At 33.0% G+C, this 3,436-nt stretch carries 1 protein-coding gene; it reads right to left on the reverse strand.

The window, feature by feature from the left end:
- Window positions 1–1,182: 1,182 nt before the first annotated feature.
- Window positions 1,183–3,436, reverse strand: a 2,254-nt coding sequence (locus tag AC0QT1_RS08335; RefSeq protein WP_473202099.1) for a type ISP restriction/modification enzyme, incomplete at its 5' end; no start/stop codon positions are given.

The following is a 3,436-nucleotide window of genomic DNA, read 5'->3' on the forward strand; positions in this document are numbered from 1 at the left end:
CGCTAACAAACACGGCAACTAGTCCGTTGCTTACACTTTTCCCTAATAAGGGTATTGTATGGTGTAAGCACACCCGACAAAATCGTTATATGCATTCTATAGCATAAAAGATAGTCAGTTTTTTTATATTAGGGATTAGGTTTATCGTAACCTATTCGCTAGTTGTTCAGTGTTTGTTAATCACTTGATTATTTATATACCAAAATACGTATTTATTGTCAACTATATTTTATTCTTTTTTGTGTTTTTATAATTATTTTTTACACCATTGTGTATAAATATGCATCATATGCTTATGAATATTTTCTGTTTTATTGACTCTATTCGACTCTATATTACGCAATTGCGTTATTTTTCTCTTTTAAACGTCATAATAACGAAAAGCGCTCTTATGATACTTATTTTTAACTTTATAACGCATGGTTATTTTTATGAGATAACTTGTGAATATTTTTGTGAATTTTTTATAAGAAGTTGGTAATTTAAACAGTTTTAATAGAGAGCGCATCCTTATAACCAACGCTTTTGATTCATTCTCTATAGCCACCGCGTCATTCTCATAAAAAGATAATATGATCATACGGTTTTAATTTGTTATAAAAACATTTTGAATTCTTATATTCTTATCAAAATACCTTTTTATGGGCTTTTGCCTCTTTTATCAGTTTCATTAGTATTATTGAAAAGACAATATCTTATAAGGAACATATGAATCTTTAAAGCCTTTCAAAAGATAGCTCGTGATTATGAGATATGCTATCAATTCTTTTATAGCTATTAATTTTATAGGTTTTGGGGGTTTTGGGTGTTCTTTTTGGGGCTCATTTTTTAAAAAAATTATCTAAAAATAAAAAGTGTTATATTTCAATATGTTAATTTTTATCAATTTTTAAATAACAACCAATGATTGATGATAATTGACAATATAGCATGTAAATACAACCAATGTTATATGTTTTGGGTGTTTTGGAGGTTTTGGGTGTGATTTATTTTTACGAAAATAAGTCATTAAAAGAGTAAAAAATAGAGAGATTCATTCTTCTCTTTTTAGAGTATCGCATGGTAAATCTTTCCTTTTAAGATTACAGGTAAGCAACCTAATAAGAGAGGTATAGATTACGGTTATAAGATCTATACCCCTTGTAATTATCATGCCTATCATGTGAGCATGCTTTCTTAAGTCTACTCAGTTTCTCTTAATTCTAGATTTGGTAAGTTCTTAACAATCTTCATTGTTTCTAAACTTACCGTAATAACCCTTTGGAACAATTCCAATGGATAAGCAGGGTTGCCAATGGTCTCAATAGCATAGCGATTGGCATCATTAGCAATGCCACTCTTTTTATCAGTTTTTACACATTGCCGTTCCATAACCCATTCAAGAGCAGATTTACCATTAACGATATACTCATAAGCTTTAAGAGGGATATCTGTTATTGTGATATTACTGTTATAAAAAACAGTGGTTTTATCCTTTTCCTTACCGTTCCCAACAAATTTCATTTCTGTAACGTAATAAAACTTTTCGGGATTAGAGATCTCTGTAAGTTTAGGGTTGCCTTTTTTAAAGGTCACTGGATAAAGTTCTACCGTTTCATAATTGACGTGCAAATTGCCTAATTCACGACCAGCATTAACAAATGCCCAGAAATCTTCAGCGCTCTTTACGCAAGGGATGCGAGGGAGTTCTTTACATAAATTGTCAGCATAACGAGCATGGTAATCTTCTGAATGCAAAAGACCGTAAACATAATAGAAGATATCATCTTTAGTGATGGTTTCATTAGGATAAGCAGCCTTAAAATGTGCTAAACCTTCATCAGTAATGGCATCACGGCGTTGTAAACCAGCGGCTTTGGTCTCTTCTGTAGAATTTGCAAATAAATGAGATTGTTTTTCATTTTTGTCTTTTTTAACCGTAACATCTTCGTAAAGGTATAATGGAAAACATTGGCTACCACCATCTATTAGATTAAAATCAGCTATATTATTAGTCATAAGTACAGAAAAACCACTCCGTGAACCTGTACTTGTAACTTGTATTATTCTATTTTCAACCGTTTCTCCTATCGGAAATATACAAGGCATTTGATAAATTGCTTCATTGAAGGTGCGATTATAATAAAGCCATTGTTGTGTAAAAGGACGGTACAAACTTTGAGAAAGACATGTATTTTTAAACTCAAAAATTTTTCCTTTAGTTAACTGTTGTTTAATTTTAAGGCTCCAGCTAATTTTTTTTGCATCTGTGTTAACAAAATCATTTACAGCATTGGTACGTGTTTTACGGTCAATATGTGAATAGTCATTATTAAAGCGTTCTATTTCGCTATTATAGAAAGCAATCATGTTACTCATATTTTTAGCTAAAACTTCACGACTTGAGTTATATGCCCAAGCATCACGACTGGTTACAACACCAAGAGAAAACGTGTCAAAGAGCTTTTTACCATGATCTTTCTTATCACCTATGGCTAAAAATGCTTTAAAACTGTCATCACGTTGATTTATCCAATCACCATGTTTATCTGGTGTAATTATTTTCCAACCGTGTTCACTTTGTGTAATACCATCAATGCTACCAAAGGTTTCGATTATTGTGAGTTTTTTTTCTCTTGTGAGATAATCTCCAATATCACGGAAATATATTTTACCATGTTGTTGTACATTTGGATTTTTTACAAGAATAGAGATAGCGATAGGGGCTCGTGATCCAGAACCAAAAATTTTGCCTCCTTCTTTTCGAGAAAGTTCTCCAGAGGTACGTTGATTGCCCCGCAAATGAAAAATATAAAGGCTGCTAAATTCCTCAACGAGGCATTTACGTAGACCATTCAGAGAATGACCACTGATAAAACCTGCATTTGTAACAAAACCAATAATACCGCGGTCTTTTATGCGATCACTAGCCCAGCGAATAGCTCGTATATAGCTGTCATAAAAATTTCGCATATTCATTGAATCAGATTGAGCAGCATAGGTTTCACGAATACGTTTATCTAAGAGTGGATAAGGAGTGTTCTTGGCATTATCATTTTCATTCTTTTGCCCCACGGAATAAGGAGGGTTGCCAAAGATCACTTCAATATTGAGTTTTTTCTGAAGTTCCAAATATTCACTGTTTTCTTCTAATAACCCCTTCATCAGATCTTGCTTTTCAACCATCTGAAACGTATCGGTTAAACCAATATGCTTAAAGGGTATATAATCTCCTTTCATAAGACTATGATAGGTTGCTTCAATATTTATGGCAGCAATGTAATAGGCAAGCAAGACAATCTCATTGGCATGAATATCATGACGGAATTTATATTCCATATCCTCTGGTTGAATGAGATCAGATTGCAAAAGCCGCGTGATAAAGGTACCAGTTCCAGTGAAAGGGTCAAGAATAGAAACACCACGCGATCCCAAGCTCTTGCCAAATTCCTTGCGT

The organism is Bartonella sp. P12B, assembly GCF_055796185.1.